This is a genomic window from Luteimonas sp. 9C, assembly GCF_902506295.1.
Taxonomy (GTDB): Bacteria; Pseudomonadota; Gammaproteobacteria; order Xanthomonadales; family Xanthomonadaceae; genus Luteimonas.
The window spans coordinates 2,198,554-2,213,342 of record NZ_LR733312.1 but is presented as its reverse complement, the minus strand read 5'-3'; the positions used below and the strand labels follow the sequence as shown (position 1 = coordinate 2,213,342).

Below are 14,789 nucleotides of genomic sequence, written 5' to 3'. Positions count from 1 at the left end.
GTGTATCGGCCCCGCACGGCGTGCGTGCTAGCGTCGCCCGACCTGCCCGGGAGATCGACCATGACGCTGCAAAGGATGCTGCTGACGTGTTGTCTGGCCCTGTCGGCGCTGCCCGGACTGGCGGCAACACCGCACTGGGGCGCGGACGCGTCCAGCGCGGTCGACACGGCACCCGGCCAGCTGAAGCCCGGCGACTGGATCTGGGCGGGCGACGATCCCGCACTGGGGCCGATGGTGATGGTCGTCAGCCTCGACGAGCAGCGCGGTTACGTCTATCGCAACGGCCTGCGGATCGCGGTGACCACGGTCAGCACCGGCAAACCCGGGCACGCGACGCCGACCGGTGTGTTCACCATCCTGCAGAAGGATCGGAACCACCACTCGAGCACGTACAACAACGCCCCGATGCCCTACCAGGAGCGGCTGACCTGGGACGGCGTCGCCCTGCATGCGGGCGGACTGCCGGGCTATCCGGAATCGCACGGCTGCGTCCACCTGCCGACCGAGTTCGCGCGGCGCCTGTTCGCCGCGACGACGCTGGGCATGACCGTGGTCATCGCCGAGGACGGTCATGCGTCTGCCGACGCCGTGCATCCGGGCCTGCTCGCGCCTGTCGATCCGGCCAGCGGTGCTGCGATCGCAGCACTGCCGCTCGACGACGGCCAGCCCTGGCGCTGGACCGGCGACGACGCGGCGACCGGCGCACTGTCGCTGGTGCTCAGCCGCAGCGACCAGCGGCTGATCGCACTCGCCGACGGACGCGAAGTCGGACGCGCGCGTGTCGTCGTGCCGACGCGGGACGCCGCGCGCGGCACCCACGTCTACGTGATGGGGACCGGCACACTGCCGGTGCACGTGGACGGCGTGCCGGACGGGCGGCTGCCACAGTGGCAGGCGATCGCCGTGCCCGGACGCGAGGCCGACGCCGGCCAGGCGCTCGATCCGGCGCTGCTCGCCGGCGTGCAGGTGCCGCCCGGGTTCGTCGAACGCGTGCTGCCCCGGTTGCGCGCAGGGACCGTGCTGGTGGCCACCGATGCGCATGTGCTGCCCGAGACCACCGGGCGCGGCCAGCGTGTGCTCGACGCACTGCCGCCCGAACGCTGACCGGACGCCACTCAGACGCGCAGACGGAAGTCCGTGTAGGCGAATCGCGCGTCGCGCAGCACGGTCTCGCCCTGCGCGAGGTGTAGCGGCGCGGCGAACATCGGTCCGTCGTAGACGCAGGTATGGAATTCGCCGTGTTCGCCGCAGGGATCGATCTGCGGCGGCAGCGCGTCGAGCAGCGCCGCGTCGAAGACGCGACCGGCGAAGCGGGCATCGAGTTGCGTGGTGTCGACGCAGCACAGCGCCGCGCACAACCCCTCGACCTGCATCTCGCGCGCGAGCGTGGCGGTGTCGCGTCCGAACAGCGGGAACAGCGCATCCCAGTCCAGCGCTGCGCACTGCGCCTCACGCCAGGCGCGGATGTCGTCGAGGAACAGGTCGCCGAAGGCCACCGTGCGCAGCATGGGCCAGCGGCCGCGCGCCGTCGCCAGGGCGTCGGCGAACGCAGCGACATAACGCGCGTTGTCGGCGGATTGCGGTATCCGCGCTTCGATCACCGGCAGGCCGGCTGCCTGCGCCTGGGCGTGCAGGATCTCGACGCGGATGCCCTGCATCGAGATGCGCTCGACACCCGACGTGATCGTCGTGACCAGCCCGACCACTTCGATGTCCGGGCGTTGACGCAGGACGTGCAGCGCCCAGGCCGCGTCCTTGCCGCCGCTCCAGGACAGCAGCACCGGCAGGGCCGGTGCGGTCACGTCAGCCGGCGCGGACGTCGCGCAGCTCCCAGGCGCTGCCCGCGAGCAGCCGCAGACGGTGCTTGAGCACGGTGCTGGAGATCGAGGTGTTCACCACCAGGTCCACGCCGAGATCGCGATCCTCACCGCTGACCTGCGCGCCGGGATCGGTGATGCCCAGCGCCGGATCGACCTCGTCGGGATCCGGTTGTCCGTCGCGCCAGCGTGCGAACAGCGCGTCGCCGCGCAGGGCCTCCTGCACTTCGGCCGCGATGCCGGCCGCGCCCTGTGCGCGAATCGCGTGTTCGCCGGAGACGCGGGCCTGCTCGGGTTCGGGCAGTCGGATCAGGTAACGGGTACTCATGCGGCGTCCATTCGGTGATGCGAAGGCCGCCAGCCTAGCAACCGGGCGCGTTAGAAATCCGTCACGCGGCTGCGCGGGTCAGCCTCCAGTCCGGCCGCACCCCGGACGCCGCACGGTCCGTCGGGACGTGCGGGCCGCGTGGCGTCAGGCCTTGCGCAGCGTGCGGGGGGCCGCTCAGGCGAATGCGTGCGGCGGCGCCGCGAAGCCGAGGGTCAGCGAGCCGGCGCCCACGTTGATCATGCCGGTCAGGCTCATCACCGTCTCGAACCGCTCGACATGGTGCTCGGTACACGCGGCCACCAGCGCGGCGTAGCCGGGCAGGGCGCGCAGCTGTTCGAGCTCGCCGCCATAACTCAGGCACAGCGTCGGCGTCAGCAGGCCGGCGCGCACGCGCTCGACCGCGAACGCGAACAGTTTTTCCGCCGCCGGCTCGAAGCCGCGGATCTTGCCCACCGGGCCGGTGTCGCCGCGGTGGCAATGCAGGACCGGCTTGATGTCGAGCGCGCCGCCGATCAATGCCGAGAGCAGGCTCACGCTCTTGTCGCCGCGATGCTTGATGCGGGCGCGCAGATAGGCGAGATCGCGCGGCACCATGTAGGCGTAGCTGCGCTCGGCGAGGAATTCGAGCCGGCTGCGGATCTCCGGCGCCGTCGCGCCCGCGTCGCGCAGGCGCACCGCTTCGACCGGCAGGATGCCCTGGCCGGCGAACACCTGTTGCGAATCCACGATGCGCAGTGCGAACGGCGTGGTGTGGCCGGCCTGCAGGCGGATCGGCTTGTACTCGTTGAGGATGGCGAAGCTGGCGTGCGTGGCGTTGTCGTGGATCTGGCTGCGGTGCCGCGTCAGCGTCAGGCAGAACACGTAGTCGTAGTCGATGACCAGCTGCTCGAGGAACAGCGCCTTGATCTTCTCGGCCGGAAACGCGGCGGTCTCGGCGGTGTGGCGGCCGGTGACGTGGCTTTCGATGAAGTCCAGTGTCGCGCGTTCGTCGCGCAGGTCCACGAATTGCGACTGGCCGATCTTCACCGTCACCGGCAGCAGATGGATGCCGTGGGCGGCCAACCACTCGGGCGGCAGATCACAGGCCGAGTCGACGACGATTCCGATGCGCATGCGTCCTCCCCTTGGTGCGTGGCCGGCGCCCCTCTGTGCCGAGGGGTCGCAGGTGCGGCGCGCGTCGCGCCCGCTGGCACTCTACGCGATCGGCGCCGTGGCCCGCATCCCGGCCCCGTGGGGTGGCGACGGGCAGCTGCGCGGGACGCTGCGGCGATGGAACATCGAGCGGCTCGGGATCGGCGGTGCAGGTTCCCGTCCGGGCGTGCGCCCCGACCTCGAGGCACCCGGTGTCGCCGGTCTACGGGTGCCTACTCCACGCCGCCGCCGATCCCGATCGCCACCATGTAGATGACGAGCGGCAGCACCACGATCGCAACCACGGCGCCGAACAGGAACACGCGGCGGCGCCTGGTCATGGGCGGCTTGGAGGTCTTGTCGTCGGCAGGCATGGCGGTATCCGGGCAGGCAGGAGCGGCCGATCCTAGGCTGCGCCATGTGACGCGGATGGGGTGCCGGTCCGCGCCGCGCGGCGTGCCGCCGTGCGCAGCCATCACGGCCGGGCCGTCAGGCGCCTGCGCGCCTGTTCGCCGCCATCCGCTGGGCACCGAGGAAGGCGCGCATCGAAGCCGGCTTCACCGGTTTGGTCAGCACGCGATAACCGCGGATGCGCGCGGTCTGCTTGAGCGTGTCGCTGCCATCGGCGGTGAGCAGCGCACCCGGCACGTCGGGTGCGATGCCGCGCAGCGCATCCAGCGTGTCGAGCCCGTCGAGGCGATCGTGCAGGTGGTAGTCGACCAGCAGCACGTCGGGCGATTCGTCCATGCACGCGATCGCCTCGTCGATGGTCTTCGCGCACAGCGGCTCCACGCCCCAGCGCCGCAACAGGGCGCGCATGCCGGCGAGGATGTCGTCGTCGTTGTCCACGCACAGCACGCGCAGGCCCTGCAGCGATTCGTCGTGCAGCGGCGCGGGTGTCGCGGTGGGCGGCAGCGTGGCCACGATGCTGCGCGGCACGGTGATGGAGAACATGCTGCCGCGGCCGACGCTGGAACGCGCATCGAGGGTGTGGCCGAGCAGGCGCGAGATGCGCTGGCAGATCGACAGCCCCAGGCCCAGGCCGCGGCCGTCCCAGTCGAAGTTCTGTTCGTAGCGGTGGAACTCGTCGTAGATCTGGCTCATGTGGTGCTCGGGGATGCCCGGGCCGGAATCCCACACCTGCAGCGCGACCTGGTCGCCGCGTCGCCGCGCCGCCAGCACGATGCGTCCGCTGCGGGTGTAGCGCAGCGCATTGGCGAGGAAGTTCTGCAGCACGCGGCGCAGCAGCCGGCGGTCGCTGCGCACCGCGATCGGCAGCGCGTGCAGGCGGATGTCGAGCTTGCGCGCCTTGGCCATCGGCGCGTACTGGCCGGCGAGCTGGCGCAGCAGTTCGGACACGTCGAGATCGACGATCTGCGGCTTGAGTGCGCCGGCATCGAGGCGTGAGACGTCCAGCAGGCCGTCGAGCAGTTCCTCGGCCGCGCGCAGCGAGGTGTCGACGCGCTCGGCGAGATGCTTCTGTTCCGCGCCGTCCTGCGTTTCGCGCAGCGCGGAGGTGAACAGCCGCGCGGCGTTGAGCGGTTGCAGCACGTCGTGGCTGACCGCGGTGAGGAAGCGCGAGCGCGATTCCTGCGCGGCCTCCGCCTCGCGCGTGCGGTCGGCGACGCGCTGTTCCAGGGTCTCGTTGATGTCGCGCAGCTCGCGTTCCACGCGCTTGTAGTCGGTGACGTCGCTGTAGCTGGTCGCATAGCCCCCGCCGGGCAGCGGCTGGCCGCGCAGCTCGATGACCTGGCCGTTGCCCAGCACGCGTTCGGAGACGTGCGGCGAGCCGGCGCGCATGTAGGCGATGCGCTTGTCGATCTCGGTGTCGATGTCGATGGCATCGCGCGGGCCGAGTTCGCCGCGCTCGGCGTTGTAGCGGATCAGATCGGCGACCGGGCGACCGACGTAGAGCATGTTGTCGGGATAGCCGAACAGCCGCTGGTAGCTGCGGTTCCACGCGACCAGGCGCATCGTGCGGTCGACCACGCTCACCCCGTGGTCGATGTTCTCCAGCGTCGACGACAGCACCTCGCGGTTGAAGCGCAGCTCCTGGCCGGCCTCGTCGAGCATCGCGACGACCTCGTCGACCTCCATGCCCGACCCCTTCAGCGCGCTGGTCATCAGCAGGCGCGCCGACGAGGCGCCGACCGCGGCCGCGAGCTGGCGTTCGGTAAACTGCAGCCACGTGCGGTCGGCCGGCGCGTTGGGCGCGAGCGGCTTGCCCTGCACCTGCGCGTATTCGTCGAACGCCGCGCGCGCGGTGCGTTCGCCGACCACGCGACCGGTCAGCGTCAGCAGTTCGGGAATGCGGACATTGCCGTTCCAGTCTTCCGACGCGAACGTGCGGCGCTCGGCATAGGGATCGAGGAACGGCGCCGCCCGCAGCCGCTCGTCGAGCGTGGGCCGCCAGCGCGCCGACACCAGCAGCAGCGCGCCGACGTTGAGCAGCAGCGACCAGAACGTGCCGTGGGTCAGCGGGTCCCAGCCGGCGAGGCCGAACAGCGCATGCGGGCGCAACCAGACGATGCCGAACGGCCCGTCCGCCAGCCACTGCGGATCGAACCAGCCCGACTGGGTCAGCGTCGGCAGCAGCAGCGTGTAGCTCCAGACGCCGAAGCCGATCAGCAGCCCCACTTCGACCCCGCGCCGGCTCGCGCCGCGCCAGTACAGGCCGCCGATCAATGCGGGCGCGAACTGCGCGACCGCGACGAAGGCCATCAGCCCGAACGACGCGAGCGTCGTGTCGGTCCCGCTGACGCGGTAGTAACCGTAGGCGAGCGCGGCCAGCCCGACGATCGCGATCCGGCGGATCCACAGCACCGTGCGCGCGACGTTGCCGCCATGCCGCTCCGCGTAGCCGCGGCGCAGCAGCAGCGGCATGACCAGGTCGTTGCTGACCATCGTCGCCAGCGCCACCGAGGACACGATGACCATGCCGGTCGCGGCCGAGAACCCGCCGATGTAGGCGAACAGCGCCAGCGAATCGGCATTCATCGCCAACGGCAACGCGAGCACGAAACTGTCGGGCGCCACCGGGCCGTCGCGGCCGAACAGCGCCACGCCGGCGCTCGCGATCGGCAGCACCATCAGGCAGATGATCACCAGGTACCCGCCGAACAGCCAGCGCGCGCGGCGGATGTCGCGCACGTCGCCGCATTCGACGATCGCCACGTGGAACTGGCGCGGCAGGCAGAGCAGCGCCGCGAATGCGAGCAGGCACTGGGCGACGAAGCTGCTCGACGGTGCGTCGCGGACCAGTGCGCGGGTCGCGTCGACCAGCTGCAGGTCGCTGCCGTCGAACCATGCGATGGCGAACACGCCGACCGCCACCAGCGCGACCAGCTTGACCAGCGACTCCAGGGCGACCGCCAGCATCATGCCCGGACGATGCTCGGTGGCATCGACCTGGCGGGTGCCGAACAGGATCGCGAACAACGCCATCAGCGCGGCAACGTAGAACGCCGGATCGCCGAACAGGGTCACCGGATCGTCCGGGCCCCCGAGCACGCCGAGACTGATCGCCACCGCCTTGTACTGCAGCGCCAGATACGGCACCGCCGCCATCAGCGCGATCAGCGCGACCATGGCCGCCAGGCGCTGCGAACGACCGTAGCGCGACGCGATGAAGTCGGCGATCGACACCGTGTTCTGCGACTGTGCGATCAGCGCCAGCCGTTCGAGGATCCGCCAGCCGAACAGCAGCAACAGCAGCGGCCCGAGATAGATCGGCAGATAGCCGAGCCCCTGCCGCGCCGCACTGCCGACCGCGCCGTAGAACGTCCACGACGAGCAGTACACCGCCATGCCGAGGCTGTAGACGGCCGTGCGCAACCAGGGCCGCTCGGGCGACAGCGGACGCCGGTCGCCGTACCAGGCCACTGCGAACAGCAACGCGGCATAGCCCAGCGACACCAGCAGCAGTACCCAGCCCGGCAGCATGCCCGCTCCTTCGTTCCGAAGCGGCCGAGTGTACGGGGCGGGGGCTGGGCGTGGGCGGGATGCGCGGCCGGTGCTGGCGTTGGTGGCGCTACGGCCGCGCTTGCGGTGCGGTGCGGTGCGTTCGCTCGAGTGCCGTCATTCCTGCGGCGCCGGACGGTCGCATGTCCGGCAACCACACGGCCTTCTTGATCTCTCGCTTTGTTCGGCTCTCGCCTCGGCTTCGGCTTTGGATTTGGATTTGGATTTGGCTTGGCTCTTGATCTCAATCGAGCCGTAAAGCGAGCCGAGCATCGCATGGCGGCGGGGTCGAAGAGCAGCCCATGTCTGAGCGCAGCGAGTTTGGGCTGCGGAACCGTGAAGGTCCCAATGTGCCCCGTCGCCCGAGAAGCGCAGGGGACCGCCGCGGCTGTATCGCGGCGGATCGCGTCCGGCGAAAGGACCTTTTGGTTCCTTTTGGGTCCATCCAAAAGGGACTCGCACGCGCAGCGGGCGAAAGCTCTGTACTTGCCTGCGCTTCTCAGCTCGTCTCTCTGCGACTTCGATGTTCCCATCAAAGAATCAACCGCAGGAGCGAAGATCAAGGACAGGGCTTCCGCGCTGTCGCGCGGCTTACTTTTGTCTTGGCAAAAGTAAGCAAAACCGTCTTCGCCGGACGCGAGCCGACGCATGAAGCCGCGTCGGTCCCCTCCGCTCCTCGCCTGACGCGGCACGCAGCCCAAACTCGCTGCGCTCAGACATGGGCTGCTCTTCGGCCACGTCAGGCTCTGGTGCTCGGCTCGCTTTACGGCTCGATTCAGATCAAACGCTGGAAGCCAAAGCCAAAGCCAAAGCCAAAGCCAAAGCCAAAGCCAAAGCCAAAGCCAAAGCGCCGAATCGCGACAACGAGCGGGCATAACCGGCCCACAAAAAAGGCGGCCCGCAGGCCGCCTTCCGATGCATCGCGCGAGTGCGCGACTCAGTACTTCGGCACGCCGCCATCCACGCTGTCGCTCCAGGCATCGATGCCGCCGGCGACGTTGTAGACGTGGGTGAACCCCTGGTTGCGGAAGTGCTCGGCCGCCTGCTGGCTGCGGCCGCCGTGGTGGCACAGGAACGCCAGCGGCGTGTCCTTGGGCAGCTGCTGCAGGCGCGTGATCGCATCGCCGTCGAGGACTTCGAACGCACGCGCGACGCTGGCGGTGGCGCGCTCGTCCGGCGGACGCACGTCGACCAGCGTCAGCGTGCCGGCGGCGAGGCGGTCGTTCGCATCGGCGGGGCTGATGTCCTGCACCGGCTTGGGCGCGTTCGGGTTGTCGATGACCAGGCCGCGGCCGCGGATGTCGTCGGCGAAGTCGATCGTCATGCCCTCAGCGCGGCGTGCGCCGGCAAGATCGAACTGCACGTCGATACCGTCGGCCTGGGCGATGATGCCCGACGCGCTGCGCGGGGCGAGCTGCAGGCGGGTGCGGAAGTTGCCGTCGATGTCGACCTGCAGCACGTAGTCACCGCCGGCATCGCCGACCGCCTTGGCGATCATCTCGCGCGCGGCCGGGGTGATCGAGATCGACGGCGGGGTGCGGTCCGGCGGGGCCACGCCGAACAGGCCGTGCAGCTCACCGCTGCCGACCATCTGCTCGATGATGTCGCTGCCGCCGACGAGTTCGCCGTCGACGTAGAGCTGCGGAATCGTCGGCCAGTCGCCGTAGGCCTTGATGCCTTCGCGGATCTCGCCGTCCTCGAGCACGTTGACGGTGGCGTACTCGATGCCCACGGCTTCGAGCGCGGACACGGCCTTGGCCGAGAAGCCGCACTGCGGGGTCATCGGCGAGCCCTTCATGAACAGAACGGCCCGATTGCCCTGCAACAGGGTGTCGATGCGGGTGCGGAGGGCGGGGTCGAGGGACATGGCGGCAATCCGGTGTGCGGGAACGACCCACATGGTACCGCGCACCCCGCGATGCAAGCCCGCCGCGGCCATGGGCGGCGCCGGAACGGCGCGTTGCGCGGCGGTGCCGATGGCATCATGCGCGCCATGTCCGTGCACCGCCCGCCCCGTCGTCCGCAGCTGTGGCTGCCGTTGCTGATCGCCTCGCAGCTGCTGATCGTGCTGGTCGGGTGGCGCTTCGGCTGGGCGATCGGCCTGCCGCTGTTGCTGGCCAGCCACGCGCTGTGCCTGTGGGGCGTGCTGGCGCCGGCTTCGCGGCTCTACGGCCCGGTGCTGACCCAATTGCCGGGCGAGGGCGTGTGGCTGACGATCGACGACGGTCCGTCCGACGACACCCGCGCGCTGCTCGATCTGCTCGATGCGCACGATGCGAAGGCGACGTTCTTCCTGGTCGGCGAGCGCGCGGCCGCGCGGCCGGCGCTCGTGCGCGAGATCGCCGCGCGCGGCCACGGCATCGGCAACCACAGCCAGACCCATCCGCAGGCGATGTTCTGGGCGCTCGGACCGGCGCGGATGCGGTGCGAGATTCTCGACGGCCAGCGCACGCTGGCCGGGATCACCGGCCGTGCACCGGTGTGGTTCCGCTCGGTCGTCGGTCATACGAATCCGTTCGTGCATGCGCCGCTGCGCGAGGCGGGGCTGGCACGCGTCGGCTGGAACGCGCGTGGATTCGATGCGGTGAAAGCGGATGTCGACGACGTGGTCGCGCGGATCGATGCCGACCTCGCGCCCGGCGCGATCGTGTTGCTGCACGAAGGGGCGACGCACGGCGGCAATCCCGCGATGGTCGCAGGCGTGCTCGCGCGGCTGCGGGCGAAGGGATTGCGCACGGTGCTGCCGGACCCCGCGGGCTGATGTAACGGGCGCGGCGCCGGCGCCGGCGTGCAGCGGTGAGACGGCCGCCCGCGCCGCGTCATCCGGCGCGCAACCACGCCAGCACGGCGCCGATGTCGTCGGCCTCGAGCAGCAATGCCGCCACCGCGTGCTGGCCGGTGGCCGCGGCAGTCGCGGCCAGGGCGGCGCTGCACATCGGTTCGTTCCAGTCCGGCGTCGCGACGAGACCGGCGAGCAGCGGCAGCCGCGCGAGCGCGGTGACGTAGCCGTCGATCAGATGATCGGGAATCGCCGCGTCGTGCGCGGCGCGCGCCAGCTCGATGCTGGCCGGCAGCAGGAAGTGGCTCAGCGTCGCGCGTTCGGGCGCCTGCGCCAGCAGGGCCACGACATGCGGCACGGCGGCGAACGAAGCGTCGTAGACCGCGCCGCGGTGGCACAGCGCCGACCACAGCGACTGCCAGGGCTCGCAGTCCCAGCTGTCTTCGGCGGCGCCGTCGAGCTGTGCGAGCAGGGCGGGAATGCCGCGCGCATCCCCGGATGCGCAGTGCAGGGTGGTCCACGACGGATCATCGAGCGCCAGCATCGGCGCGTGCGGCAGGCCGTCGCGGGCGGTCACGTGCGGATGCCGACGATCAACCAGTTGTTGAAGGGCGTGTCGCCGTAGAGCGGGCGCAACGTCGTCTGCAGGCCGGCACCTTCGAGCTGGCCGCGCAGGCCGTCGGCGGTCGGATAGCTCTTCGCCCGCTCCTGCATCCAGCCGGCAAAATTCGCGAGGCGATCGGTGATGCGCGTGGTGCGGCTGCGCGGGGTGTCGTCGGCGAGGCCACTGCGGATCACCAGCCGCGCGCCCGGCACCAGCATCGCGATCACGTTGTCCAGCAGCTCACGCTGGCGCTCGGGCGAGAGGTACTGCAGCACGTCGAGGATCGCCACGCTGCCCTGGTGCGCGGGCAGGCCGACGCCGAGATCGAGCACGTCGAGGCGCACGTCGCCAAGCCCCTTGCGCGCGGCGACCTCGCGGCCGCGGCGGATCTTGGCCGCGTCGATGTCGACGCCGGTGAACGGCAACGTCTGGCCATCGGCGCGCAGCGCGTGCGCGAGCAGGCCGAGGCCGCAGCCCAGATCGAGCACCGGCGCGGACGTCGGACGCAGCGCCTGCAGCACGCCCGGATACAGCGGGTCGGTGCGCAGCTTGGTCAACGTGTAGTAGTAGTCGTAGCGGTTGCCCAGCACGTGTTTGGGCAGGAACGCGCGCGCGATGTCGCGGGCAGCCGCGTGCGGATACGGCGCGGTGGACAGGGGCGCGGTGTCGGAAGAGGTCGCAGTCATGGCCGCGACAATACGCGGCGCGCGACCGGCAACGCCAGCCGCATCCACGCGGTATGCAGCGCGGCCGAAGGATGCAGGCCGTCGTCGGCGAGCATCTCCGCCTCGCCGCCGTGGGCGCGACTGACCGGCGCGATGTCGACGAAGGCGACGCCGCGCGCAGCGCAGATCGCGGCAGCCGCCGCGTTGTAGGCATCGAGTTCGTGCGCGATCGCAATCACGTCGCGCCCCGAATGCGCCCCGAACGGGGTGACACCCCAGTCGGGAATCGCGAGCACGCAGACGCGCGCCGCATCGCCTCCCGCGAACCCGGTCGCGCGCGCCAGCAGCGCGGAAAACGCGGGGCTGTACAGCGCCACGTCGCGGCCGCGGTACTGGTCGTTGACGCCGATCAGCAGGCTCACCAGATCGAAGGGGCCGGCCGGCGCCGCGGCATCGATCGCCGCGTCGAGTTCGTCCGTCGTCCAGCCGGTGGTCGCGATGATCTCAGGTGCATCGAGCGCGATGCCTTCACCGCGCAGGGCGTCGGCCAGCTGCACCGGCCAGCGGTCTTCGGCGGCGATGCCTTCGCCGATCGTGTAGCTGTCGCCGAGCGCGAGATAGCGGCGCGGCGCGGTCATCCCGTCACGCGCGCCGGGCGCTTGGCCAGCGGCACGACCTTGCGCGCGTCGGTGATCTGCCGCTCCAGCACCCGGTGGATGCGCGCGAAGACCTCGCGCAGCTGCGCGGGTTCGGGCAGCAGGGTCACGCGGAAATGGTTGCGGTAGGGCACGTTGAAGCTGTTGCCCGGCACTACCAGCACGCCTTCGGCTTCCATCAGTTCCAGCGCGAACGCGTGGTCGTCGAAGCCCTGGCTGAATTCCTCGGCGATGCCGGGAAACGCGTACAGCGCACCGGCCGGCGCGACCAGCTGCAGGTAGGGACTCGCGTCGCAGGCCTCGATCACCGCGCGGCGCGCCTCGTGCAGCCGGCCACCGGGCGCGCACAGCGCGCTGATCGTATCGATGCCGGTGAGCGCGGCTTCGATCGCGAACTGCCCGGGCACGTTCGCGCACAGGCGCAGCGCACCCAGCAGGTCCATCGCGTTGCGGAAGTCGCGGCTGCGCGCCTCATCGCCCGACAGCACCGCCCAGCCCACGCGCCAGCCGCAGGCGCGATGCACCTTCGACAGACCGCCGAAGGACACGCAGGGCACGTCGCCGGCGAGCGGCGCGATGGGTTCGAACGGCGCGTCGTCGTAGGTGATGCCGTCGTAGATCTCGTCGCACAGCAGCAGCAGCTCGTGCTTGGCGGCGATCGCGACGATGCGCTCGAGCAGCGCGCGCGGATACACCGCGCCGGTCGGATTGTTCGGGTTGATCAGCACGATCGCACGCGTGCGCGGCGAAACCAGCGCTTCGAGTGCGTCGGGATCGGGCAGGAAGCCGTCGCCTGCCTTGCACTGGTAAAACACCGGGCGACCGTCGTTGAGGATCGTCGCCGCCGACCACAGCGGGTAATCGGGCGAGGGCACCAGCACTTCGTCGCCGGGATTGAGCAGCGCCCGCAGGGCGATGTCGATCAGTTCGCTGACCCCGTTGCCCACGAACACGCGCTCGGCCGACACGCCCTGCGCACCGCGCGCGGCGTGGTGTGCGGCGATGGTCTCGCGCGCGATCGGCAGACCCTGCTGGTGCGTGTAGGGATCGGTGTCGTGGATGCGTTCGGCGATCGCGCGCTGCAGATGATCCGGCGCCCGGAACCCGAACGCGCCGGGATTGCCGATGTTGAGCTTGATCAGCGTGCGGCCCTGGCCTTCGAGTTCCCGCGCGCGCCGGGCGAGCTCGCCGCGGATTTCGTAACGGACTTCGGTCAGGCGCTCGCGCGTCTTCAGGGGAGCGGGCAGGGGGGCGGACATCGACTGGGTTCGGCGCGGAATGTCGCCCGATGCTAGCGGAAACACCGCGTGAATGCGGCTTGCCCCGACGAGTGGCGCCGGCTGCCGGTTCGCGTGCGCGGGCCGCGCGCCCGTAGAATCCCGCGGATGACGACCGCCCCGCGCCGCGCTTGAACCCCGCCGATCCGACGCCCACCGATCCCGCGTTGCGCGCGATCGGCTGGCCCTTCGACGGTGCGCCCTCGGGACCGTGGGCCGAGGTCATGGCCACGCATCCCCAGGCCCGGCCGATGCGCGTGGTCGAGCAGCATCGCTCCGGCTATCTGGTGGCCGGCGCGCCGGGCGAGGCGACGGCGGTCGAATCGCTGCCCGATTGGCTGCGCCGCAGCGGCTACCGCAAGGGCACGATCGCGCCCGAGGACCGCGCCGCGGTCGGCGACTGGGTGCTGGTCGAGGACGGCAAGCGTATCGTCGCGATGCTGCCCCGGCGCAGCGCGATCAAGCGCGCGGCCGCCGGTGAGCACTACAAGCAACAGCTGATCGCGGCGAACATCGACACCGTGCTGGTGGTCTGCGGTCTCGATGCCGACTTCAATCCGCGCCGCATCGAGCGCTATCTGCTGCTGGTGCAGGGCGGCGGCACGCCGGTGATCGTGCTGACCAAGGCCGACAAGCCCGAGGCCGACATCGCCGCCGCCGTGGCCGCGCTGACCGAGATCGCCGGACTCGGCGTCGCCGTGGTGCCGGTCAATGCACGCGACCCCGGCAGCGCCGCGGTGCTGCACCGCTGGCTCGGCCCGGGCATGACCGCCGTGCTGGTCGGCAGCTCGGGCGCGGGCAAGTCCACGCTGACCAACAGCCTGCTCGGCACCGAGCGCATGAAGACCGCCGCGGTACGCGAGACCGACGACCGCGGCCGCCACACCACGACGCATCGCGCGCTGGTGCCGCTGCCGGCGGGCGCCTGCCTGATCGACACGCCCGGCATGCGCGAACTCAAGCCGACCGGCGAGGAGGATCTGTCGGAAGGCGGATTCGCCGATGTCGAAGCAATCGCCGCGCAGTGCCGGTTCCGCGACTGCACGCACGGCAACGAGCCGGGCTGCGCGGTGTGGGACGCGGTCGAGGCGGGCACGCTCGATCCGGGGCGGCTGGGCAGCTATCTGAAACTGCGCGACGAACTCGCCGGCGCGGCGGGACAGCTGGCGACGCGCATGGCGCAGAAGGTGGAGAGCCGGCCGTCCGGGAAGAAACCAGGGGCGAAGACGGGCGGGCGTCCGGGGGTGAAGCCGGCGAAGCGCGGGTCGGACTGGACCAAAGAGGAGTAGGGCGTTTCGTCGCTTTGATCGCTTCGGTTCTGAAGCGTCGCGATGGCGTCGGTCCTCACCCCAACCCCCGCTTCGCGCCCCGGCCCTCGCGATGTCGCGAGGGCGTTCATCGGCATGCGAGCCAATGGCTCGCGAACATGCCTCTTCACCCCGGAGGGAAAGGGGCTCAGAGAAGCAGTCGCTTGCGTGGCCCTAGTCCCTCTCCCGTTGGGAGAGGGGTTGGGGTGAGGGCAAACGGTCGCATTCACCGTCCCGACGTGCGCGCTTTTGAACCGTCACGTCG

The 14,789-nt window shown here is 70.6% G+C and carries 13 protein-coding genes; 3 read left to right on the top strand and 10 right to left on the bottom strand.

Annotated features, from left to right (window positions below):
* Positions 1-60 precede the first annotated feature (60 nt).
* The gene (locus CURTO8I2_RS10105) at positions 61-1,104 is read left to right on the top strand and encodes a L,D-transpeptidase (protein ID WP_159680880.1); all 1,044 of its coding nucleotides are present in this window, start codon (positions 61-63) and stop codon (positions 1,102-1,104) included.
* Between the two features lie 11 nt (positions 1,105-1,115).
* Here the strand turns inward: CURTO8I2_RS10105 and CURTO8I2_RS10100 are convergent, their stop codons facing one another.
* From CURTO8I2_RS10100 to grxD, 6 genes are all read right to left on the bottom strand, one after another.
* A complete protein-coding gene (locus CURTO8I2_RS10100) occupies positions 1,116-1,802 on the bottom strand; it encodes an ATP-binding protein (RefSeq protein ID WP_159680878.1) in 687 nt (228 codons plus the stop codon).
* A 1-nt stretch (position 1,803) separates the two neighbouring features.
* On the bottom strand, positions 1,804-2,145 hold the full coding sequence (locus tag CURTO8I2_RS10095) for a hypothetical protein (protein ID WP_159680876.1): 342 nt from the start codon (positions 2,143-2,145) through the stop codon (positions 1,804-1,806).
* Between the two features lie 174 nt (positions 2,146-2,319).
* Positions 2,320-3,258 carry a DegV family protein gene (locus CURTO8I2_RS10090; RefSeq protein ID WP_159680875.1) on the bottom strand — a complete coding sequence of 313 codons (939 nt, stop codon included), beginning with the start codon at positions 3,256-3,258 and terminating at the stop codon, positions 2,320-2,322.
* Between the two features lie 251 nt (positions 3,259-3,509).
* Positions 3,510-3,650 carry a hypothetical protein gene (locus CURTO8I2_RS10085; RefSeq protein WP_159680873.1) on the bottom strand — a complete coding sequence of 47 codons (141 nt, stop codon included), beginning with the start codon at positions 3,648-3,650 and terminating at the stop codon, positions 3,510-3,512.
* A 115-nt stretch (positions 3,651-3,765) separates the two neighbouring features.
* Positions 3,766-7,218 carry a PAS domain-containing hybrid sensor histidine kinase/response regulator gene (locus CURTO8I2_RS10080; protein ID WP_159680872.1) on the bottom strand — a complete coding sequence of 1,151 codons (3,453 nt, stop codon included), beginning with the start codon at positions 7,216-7,218 and terminating at the stop codon, positions 3,766-3,768.
* A 955-nt stretch (positions 7,219-8,173) separates the two neighbouring features.
* Positions 8,174-9,103, bottom strand: a complete 930-nt coding sequence (gene grxD / locus CURTO8I2_RS10075) for a Grx4 family monothiol glutaredoxin (protein ID WP_159680870.1) — start codon at positions 9,101-9,103, stop codon at positions 8,174-8,176.
* 117 nt (positions 9,104-9,220) lie between these two features.
* On the opposite strand from grxD, the gene CURTO8I2_RS10070 reads away from it, so the two are divergent.
* Positions 9,221-9,997 (top strand): polysaccharide deacetylase family protein, encoded by a 777-nt coding sequence (locus tag CURTO8I2_RS10070; protein ID WP_159680868.1) that lies wholly within the window; start codon positions 9,221-9,223, stop codon positions 9,995-9,997.
* Between the two features lie 58 nt (positions 9,998-10,055).
* Here CURTO8I2_RS10070 and CURTO8I2_RS10065 read toward each other — a convergent pair whose 3' ends face one another.
* The 4 genes from CURTO8I2_RS10065 to CURTO8I2_RS10050 are packed head-to-tail and all read right to left on the bottom strand — an operon-like array spanning position 10,056 to position 13,199.
* A complete protein-coding gene (locus tag CURTO8I2_RS10065; RefSeq protein WP_159680867.1) occupies positions 10,056-10,592 on the bottom strand; it encodes a hypothetical protein in 537 nt (178 codons plus the stop codon).
* Positions 10,589-11,305 carry a class I SAM-dependent methyltransferase gene (locus CURTO8I2_RS10060; protein ID WP_159680865.1) on the bottom strand — a complete coding sequence of 239 codons (717 nt, stop codon included), beginning with the start codon at positions 11,303-11,305 and terminating at the stop codon, positions 10,589-10,591. The genes CURTO8I2_RS10065 and CURTO8I2_RS10060 overlap by 4 nt, the downstream gene beginning before the upstream one ends.
* Positions 11,302-11,922, bottom strand: coding sequence for a GDSL-type esterase/lipase family protein (locus CURTO8I2_RS10055; RefSeq protein ID WP_159680863.1), 621 nt, complete (start codon positions 11,920-11,922; stop codon positions 11,302-11,304). Before CURTO8I2_RS10055 ends, CURTO8I2_RS10060 begins: the two co-directional genes overlap by 4 nt.
* On the bottom strand, positions 11,919-13,199 hold the full coding sequence (locus CURTO8I2_RS10050) for an aminotransferase class I/II-fold pyridoxal phosphate-dependent enzyme (RefSeq protein WP_159680861.1): 1,281 nt from the start codon (positions 13,197-13,199) through the stop codon (positions 11,919-11,921). The genes CURTO8I2_RS10055 and CURTO8I2_RS10050 overlap by 4 nt, the downstream gene beginning before the upstream one ends.
* A gap of 149 nt (positions 13,200-13,348) precedes the next feature.
* Between CURTO8I2_RS10050 and rsgA the strand changes: the two genes are divergently transcribed.
* On the top strand, positions 13,349-14,506 hold the full coding sequence (rsgA, locus tag CURTO8I2_RS10045; RefSeq protein WP_236551067.1) for a ribosome small subunit-dependent GTPase A: 1,158 nt from the start codon (positions 13,349-13,351) through the stop codon (positions 14,504-14,506).
* Positions 14,507-14,789 lie beyond the last annotated feature (283 nt).

What these genes read in the sequence shown, in the direction of transcription:
- CURTO8I2_RS10105 (WP_159680880.1), top strand. Translation starts at nt 61, where the DNA reads ATGACGCTGCAAAGGATGCTGCTGACGTGTTGTCTGGCCCTGTCGGCG.
- CURTO8I2_RS10095 (WP_159680876.1), bottom strand. Translation starts at nt 2,145, where the DNA reads ATGAGTACCCGTTACCTGATCCGACTGCCCGAACCCGAGCAGGCCCGC.
- CURTO8I2_RS10090 (WP_159680875.1), bottom strand. Translation starts at nt 3,258, where the DNA reads ATGCGCATCGGAATCGTCGTCGACTCGGCCTGTGATCTGCCGCCCGAG.
- CURTO8I2_RS10085 (WP_159680873.1), bottom strand. Translation starts at nt 3,650, where the DNA reads ATGCCTGCCGACGACAAGACCTCCAAGCCGCCCATGACCAGGCGCCGC.
- CURTO8I2_RS10080 (WP_159680872.1), bottom strand. Translation starts at nt 7,218, where the DNA reads ATGCTGCCGGGCTGGGTACTGCTGCTGGTGTCGCTGGGCTATGCCGCG.
- grxD (WP_159680870.1), bottom strand. Translation starts at nt 9,103, where the DNA reads ATGTCCCTCGACCCCGCCCTCCGCACCCGCATCGACACCCTGTTGCAG.
- CURTO8I2_RS10070 (WP_159680868.1), top strand. Translation starts at nt 9,221, where the DNA reads ATGCGCGCCATGTCCGTGCACCGCCCGCCCCGTCGTCCGCAGCTGTGG.
- CURTO8I2_RS10060 (WP_159680865.1), bottom strand. Translation starts at nt 11,305, where the DNA reads ATGACTGCGACCTCTTCCGACACCGCGCCCCTGTCCACCGCGCCGTAT.
- CURTO8I2_RS10055 (WP_159680863.1), bottom strand. Translation starts at nt 11,922, where the DNA reads ATGACCGCGCCGCGCCGCTATCTCGCGCTCGGCGACAGCTACACGATC.
- CURTO8I2_RS10050 (WP_159680861.1), bottom strand. Translation starts at nt 13,199, where the DNA reads ATGTCCGCCCCCCTGCCCGCTCCCCTGAAGACGCGCGAGCGCCTGACC.